Source organism: Microcystis sp. LE19-131.1A, assembly GCF_027532015.1.
Lineage (GTDB): Bacteria > Cyanobacteriota > Cyanobacteriia > Cyanobacteriales > Microcystaceae > Microcystis > Microcystis ichthyoblabe_A.
The window spans coordinates 35,782-42,187 of sequence record NZ_JAPZSS010000107.1 but is presented as its reverse complement, the minus strand read 5'-3'; the positions used below and the strand labels follow the sequence as shown (position 1 = coordinate 42,187).

The window sequence follows — 6,406 nt, the reverse complement described above, 5'->3', positions numbered from 1 at the left end:
TTTTCTCCTGTTTTCTCCCCTTTGCTATTAATAAAAGTTATATTTTCTCTGAATTATCTCAACAAAAACTTATCTTCTCAATCGGCTTGAATAATCAATTATCTTTCTCCTGCTGCCCCCTTACTTTTTCAGCAAGCCCTACTTAGGGTCTGCTGAAAAAGTACGGGCGAAGCATTCGGATAGAAAATCTACGGTTTCACCGATAGGTTATTGCCCGAATGCTTCGCCCCTACAGGACGCGGGCCGATAAAGACGCAAGGTTTTGAACGACGATTCTCTCAAAATCTTGCACCTGTTTCGGGAGAAAAGCCCCAAAACCCTTACTTTGCCTACATTTCACATTTATTCAGCAAACCCTACTTACTGTCATCAAAAATATCTAACTGCTGCAGAGAGGGGGAATTATCCGACTTAACCGGTTTAATTTTCTTAATTCCTTGACGCAAACCGATCGCAATTTTACTATGTTTTTCGATTTGACCCATCACCTGCATGGCACGATCGATCACAGAAGTTGGTAAACCGGCTAATCTCCCCGCTTCGATACCATAGGATTTATCCGCACCTCCCGGTCGTACTTGGTGCAAAAATACTATCTCATGGGGTAATTCTTTGACTGTTACCTGATAATTGGCCACATTCTCTAAAATTGAGGCTAATTCGTTCAGTTCGTGGTAGTGAGTGGCGAAAATCGTCCGCGATTGCAGTACCGTGGCTAAATACTCGGCCACAGACCAAGCTATGGATAAACCGTCAAAAGTGGCTGTCCCCCGGCCAATTTCGTCTAATAATACTAATGATCTGTCTGTGGCGTGATTGAGAATATTGGCAGTTTCGTTCATTTCCACCATAAAGGTGGATTGGCCGGTAGCGAGGTCATCCACAGCCCCCACCCGGGTGAAAATGCGATCGCAGATGGAGATTTTGGCCGACTTTGCCGGGACAAAACTGCCGGTTTGGGCCAACAATTGAATTAATCCCACCTGTCGCAGATAACAACTTTTGCCACTAGCATTGGGACCGGTGAGAATAATCAAGTCGGGGTATTCTAAACCCTCCTGATTGCCCAAATTAATCGAATTCGGCACAAAAAAGCCGGCCCCAAGGGATTGTTCCACCACGGGATGACGACCATCTTTAATATCGATAAGACGACCATCCGCGATTTCCGGGCGACAATATCCCTGATAAACGGCGATTTCTGCCAATGCTGCCAACACATCCAAAGCGGCGACTTTTGTGGCTACTTCCCGGATTTCTGGGGAAAATTCGGCCACTTGACGGCGTAAATCGCTAAAAATCTCGTATTCTAACTTATTTAATTCATCTACTGCCGTCAGAATTATATTTTCTTTCTCCTTTAACTCGGTGGTGATATAACGTTCCTCATTGACTAAAGTTTGCTTACGCACATACTCTTTTGGGGCGAAATCGGCTTTACTGCGGGGTAAACTGATATAATAACCGAAAGTTTTGTTATAATTAACCTTAAGGTTACTAATACCCGTTCTTTCTTTTTCTGTCGTCTCCAGATTCTTAAACCAATCGATTACTTCCTGATAGTCGCGCCGCAGGGCATCCAATTGGGCATCAATTCCCTGGCGAATCACCCCCCCTTCCTTCAGATGCAGCGGGGGAGATTCCACCAGATGCGCTATCACCTGCTGGCCTAATTTTTCTAAATCGGCGGGAATTTGCTGTAAAGCTTTCAAATAGGGCGAATTTCCCGAAGCAACCAAAGCCGCTAAATCGGCTAATTTGACTAAAGATGCCGCTAGGGAAAGTAAATCGCGGGCATTAGCCGTTCCTGCACCTACACGACCGCTTAAACGTTCTATATCGTAGATTTCCCTTAATTTTTGCCGAATATCTTGGCGCAGGGAGGGATTATCCTTTAACTCTTGGATAGTATCTTGACGGGCGCGAATACCGCGAGAATCTAAGAGAGGTTGCAGTAACCAACGACGTAAAGCGCGACTACCCATGGCCGTGCAAGTGCGATCAATCGCCCATAATAGAGAACCATAGAAGCTACCATCGCGCACCGTTTGGGTAATTTCAAGGTTACGACGGGTTTGCCCATCTAAAATCAAAAATTCGGAGATAGAGTAGGTTTTTAAAGGTTGTAGGGGGACTTGATTGGCTTTTTGGGTATCTTCAATGTATTCTAATAGGCCTCCGGCTGCGCGAATGGCGAGGGGTAAATGTTCGCAGCCCATCCCCTCTAGGGAACGCATTTTATAGGTGATTAGGAGACGATTTTTCGCTTCTGTGAGAGTAAAGATATTTTGGGGACGGAGAGAATAACAAAAACTATCGGGTAAACAGGGGGGGAGATGGTCGGATTTTTCCCCGGGGCGCAAAATACGGTTTAAATCGGGGGCATTGATGGGAAAAAGGATTTCCGAGGGCTGTAAACGGGTTAATTCTAGGCTTAAAGCCGTTAAATCGCTGGCTTGGGTGGTGTAGAATTCTCCGGTGGAGATGTCTGCATAGGCTAATCCCCAATTTTCTCCGGTTATAACCACAGCAGCTAGAAAATTATTCTTTTTTGCGTTTAACATTCCCTCATCGGTGAGGGTTCCGGGGGTGAGCAGTTTGGTGATAGCGCGTTCTACGAGTCGTTTTTCGGCGGCTGCTTCCGTTGAATCCTCTACTTGGTCACAAATCGCCACTGCATAGCCTTTTTCCACCAATAAACGACTATAGCGCTCTAGGGCGTGGTGGGGAACCCCGGTCATGGCGACTCTCCCAATACCTTTACCCCCTTCCTTGCTGGTGAGAACTAATTCTAATTCTCTGGAGATAATCACCGCGTCCTGAAAGAAACACTCGAAAAAATCGCCCACACGATACAGTAAAAGGGCATTGGGATAGGTTTCTTTTACCTCCACATAATGCTGGTACATGGGGGTGAGTTTATCGCGATCGAGTCCGCGATAATCACGATGGGGATCTTTATTGGTAGCCGGTGGTTCTAGGGGAAAATCCGAGGGGAGAGTCATGGGTGAAGGAAAGCTGGACAATTCTTTATTCAATTTACCGCTCTTGAGAACCTACGATCAAAGAATCCCAATAGCCTAAGCTGCTGGTTCGCGTTATTCAATCCAGGGATTAATATCTGAGCTATCTGGGGGGATTTGACATTATTCCCCGTCCGAGAATTATATTTTTGTTAATAACAGTTATTTTTAAGGGGTGGGCTGCACTCTTTTAGTATAGACTTCGGCGGGATTAATTGAGGTGGTTATATCTTCTAAATCGAATTTTCGCCTGGTTTTATCTTTGGTATTGACCTGATAAACCAAACGATTAGTGATATCTAATCCAGTTAACCAATTACTGTGGAGATGATAGGCTCCCGTGTCGATATCTAACCAACCGGCACCGGCGACTAATTGCCCCGGACTTACCCCCGGAAAAGTAAAGGTAATCGTGTGGCCAGTGATAATTAATTTATCACTAAAAAAAGGTTCCGGCATATTGTGGAATTCATCGCGGATCCAACAAAAATGAGTAGCATCTTGTTCTTCTAGGGGTAAATGGGGATAAACACCGGCATGAACCAGCCAAATATCGCCTAAATCGAGGTAAAGAGGCAAGGTTTTCAGCCAATCGATGTGATCTTGCGGTATTTTGTGGTTATAGCTCACGAGAGTAGCATGACCGCCACTATAAAGCCAAGCCGGCAACATTTCCCCCATCATTCCTTGGCTGCCCAATACTTCTAGCAGCATCTGTTCATGATTGCCTAATAGACAACCATAGCGGTGTTGACGGACAAATTCAACCACTTCGGCGCTATTAAGACCACGATCAATTAAATCGCCCAAGAAATAAACCAGTTCCTTTTCTTGAGGCGCGATTGCTTCCATTAGCTGCAAAAGAGCATCGTATTGACCGTGAACGTCACCGATGATGATTCGACGGGAGGACATGGTGGTAGAAGTTGGGTATCTGTGTTATTGTCCCCGGAGCGGGACTAACTCTAATATGCGCTCCAGCGCTCCCCACTTCCCCACCGCCAATCCCTCTAAATGTTAAGTTAAGTATCGAAGAGCGTCCGTTTCATCACCTAGTAGTAATATAATCACTGAGTTATCAACTTTGATCCTTGAGTATGACTGCATTCACCACAACCCCCACCCTTGCTAATTTGCCCGCCAGTGACAGCCGTAGCCGTGTCAGTGAATTTATGAAATCCCTACAGGATGAAATTTGTCGGGGATTAGAAGAAGTGGATGGACAAGCAAAATTTATCGAAGATAGTTGGCAACGGCCCGAAGGTGGCGGCGGACGTTCGCGAGTTTTGCGGGAAGGGGCAATTTTTGAACAAGCAGGGGTGAATTTTTCGGAAGTTTGGGGGAAAGAATTACCTCCTAGCATTGCCAAACAACGGCCCGAGGCTGCCGGTCATCAATTTTACGCCACGGGAACCTCGATGGTTTTGCATCCTCGCAATCCTTATATTCCCACGGTTCACCTCAATTATCGCTATTTTGAAGCCGGTCCAGTTTGGTGGTTTGGCGGTGGTGCCGATTTAACTCCCTACTATGGCTTTGAAGAAGATGCTAGTCATTTTCACCGCACTTTTAAACAGGTTTGCGACCAACATCATCCCGAATATTATCCCGTTTTTAAACGCTGGTGTGATGAATATTTTTATCTCAATCATCGTCAGGAAGCCAGAGGCATCGGTGGGATTTTCTTTGATTACCAAGACGGTTTAGACCCTCTCTATCGCGGTCCTTTTGCCGAAAGTGATGCCGCTATCTATTCAGAAAAATTATCTCCCCAACAACCCCGCAACTGGGAAGAAATTTTTAGTTTCATTAATGACTGTGGCCGAGCTTTTCTACCCGCTTACGTTCCCATTGTCCAGAAACGGCACTCGACGGAATACGGTGACAGAGAACGTCAGTTTCAACTCTATCGTCGCGGTCGTTATGTAGAATTTAATTTAGTTTATGATCGTGGCACAATTTTTGGGTTGCAAACTAACGGTCGTACCGAGTCGATTTTGATGTCTTTACCTCCTTTAGTCCGTTGGGAATACTGTTATCAACCTGCACCAAACACCCCAGAAGCAAAACTCTATGATGTCTTCCTAAAACCCCAAGATTGGGTTAATTGGCAAGGTTAAATCAGTTATCAGTTATCAGTTATCAGTTATCAGTTATCAGATTTGAGTTTTAAGTGGGCATTATGTATTAAGTGAGCAGTATTAAATAGCAGTTTCCTACTGTCTTTTTGCTGTTTAATGTTTACTGATCACTGTTTACTGATCACTGAAAATACTTCTCACACCCTTGTCAAGTAAATAAATCTAAAAATTTTGGCTAATTTTTGGACACCTCTCCATACTCGTCTGGAAACCACGGTGAAAAAGGGACAATTACTACCTAAAAATGCGTCTCTGTTAGTGGCATTGTCGGGAGGTCAGGATTCCCTCTGTTTAGGTCAATTATTGCTGGATTTGCGCCCTCGTTGGGGTTGGCAACTAGCGATCGCTCATTGTGATCACCGTTGGTCCCAGGACCGAGGATTAGTGGATCATGTGCGTAAAATCGCCGAAATTTGGCAATTACCCGTTTATATTGCCACCGCACCCCCCATGGCGGAAACGGAAGCCAAGGCCCGACAATGGCGTTATCAAGCTTTACAAACAATCGCCCAAGAACAGGGTTTTAATTATCTTCTCACGGCACACACGAGGAGCGATCGAGCGGAAACTTTCCTTTATAATCTCATGCGCGGAGCCGGTAGTGATGGACTTTCTGCCCTAACTTGGTTGACAAGTTTAACCCCGGATATTTTTTTAGTCCGTCCCCTCTTAAATGTTACTCGCGGGGAAACTTTCGCTTTTTGTCAAAGTCGAGAATTACCGATCTGGTACGATCGAGCTAATGAAAATTTACGCTATGCTCGCAATCGTATCCGTCTGGAATTATTACCGTACCTGCAAACTAATTTAAACCCCCAAATTGAAAAACATCTCGCCCAAACTGCCGAAATTTTGGAAGCAGAAAGCGATTATTTAGATAGTATTGCCCGGGATATTTTTCGTCAAGTTATCGATCTAGATCAACAAAGACTCGATCGCTCCCCTTTACAAATTTTACCTCTAGCGATACAAAGACGAGTGATTCGTTTATTTTTAGCTCAATATTTACCCTCATCGCCTAATTTTGCCGAAGTTGAGTCAGTGGTTAATCTTATTACTGGTGTTAATCGCGATGCCACTTCTTCCTTAACCGGCAAAATTCGGGTAGAAGTACAACAAAATTGGCTACATATCAGTGATCAGTGATCAGTTAAGTAGCTGGTTATAATTAAATTACAAATGGATTTTAGGTTCGATCCCCCCTGCCCCCCTTGATAAGGGGGGTGCCGATAGGCGGGGGGA

The 6,406-nt window shown here is 44.9% G+C and carries 4 protein-coding genes; 2 read left to right on the top strand and 2 right to left on the bottom strand.

Features of this window, described 5'->3' with window-relative positions; translation table 11 throughout:
* Window positions 1-356: 356 nt before the first annotated feature.
* Together mutS and O9323_RS09605 are read right to left on the bottom strand one after the other, a co-directional pair.
* Window positions 357-3,005, bottom strand: coding sequence for a DNA mismatch repair protein MutS (gene mutS, locus O9323_RS09610; protein WP_149107741.1), 2,649 nt, complete (start codon window positions 3,003-3,005; stop codon window positions 357-359).
* Window positions 3,006-3,191: 186 nt separating this feature from the next.
* Entirely contained in the window at window positions 3,192-3,938 is a 747-nt protein-coding gene (locus O9323_RS09605; RefSeq protein WP_288125020.1) for a metallophosphoesterase family protein, read from the bottom strand.
* A gap of 182 nt (window positions 3,939-4,120) precedes the next feature.
* Between O9323_RS09605 and hemF the strand changes: the two genes are divergently transcribed.
* Together hemF and tilS are read left to right on the top strand one after the other, a co-directional pair.
* Window positions 4,121-5,143 (top strand): oxygen-dependent coproporphyrinogen oxidase, encoded by a 1,023-nt coding sequence (hemF, locus tag O9323_RS09600; protein WP_004159040.1) that lies wholly within the window; start codon window positions 4,121-4,123, stop codon window positions 5,141-5,143.
* Between the two features lie 192 nt (window positions 5,144-5,335).
* On the top strand, window positions 5,336-6,310 hold the full coding sequence (tilS, locus tag O9323_RS09595) for a tRNA lysidine(34) synthetase TilS (protein WP_193979689.1): 975 nt from the start codon (window positions 5,336-5,338) through the stop codon (window positions 6,308-6,310).
* Window positions 6,311-6,406 lie beyond the last annotated feature (96 nt).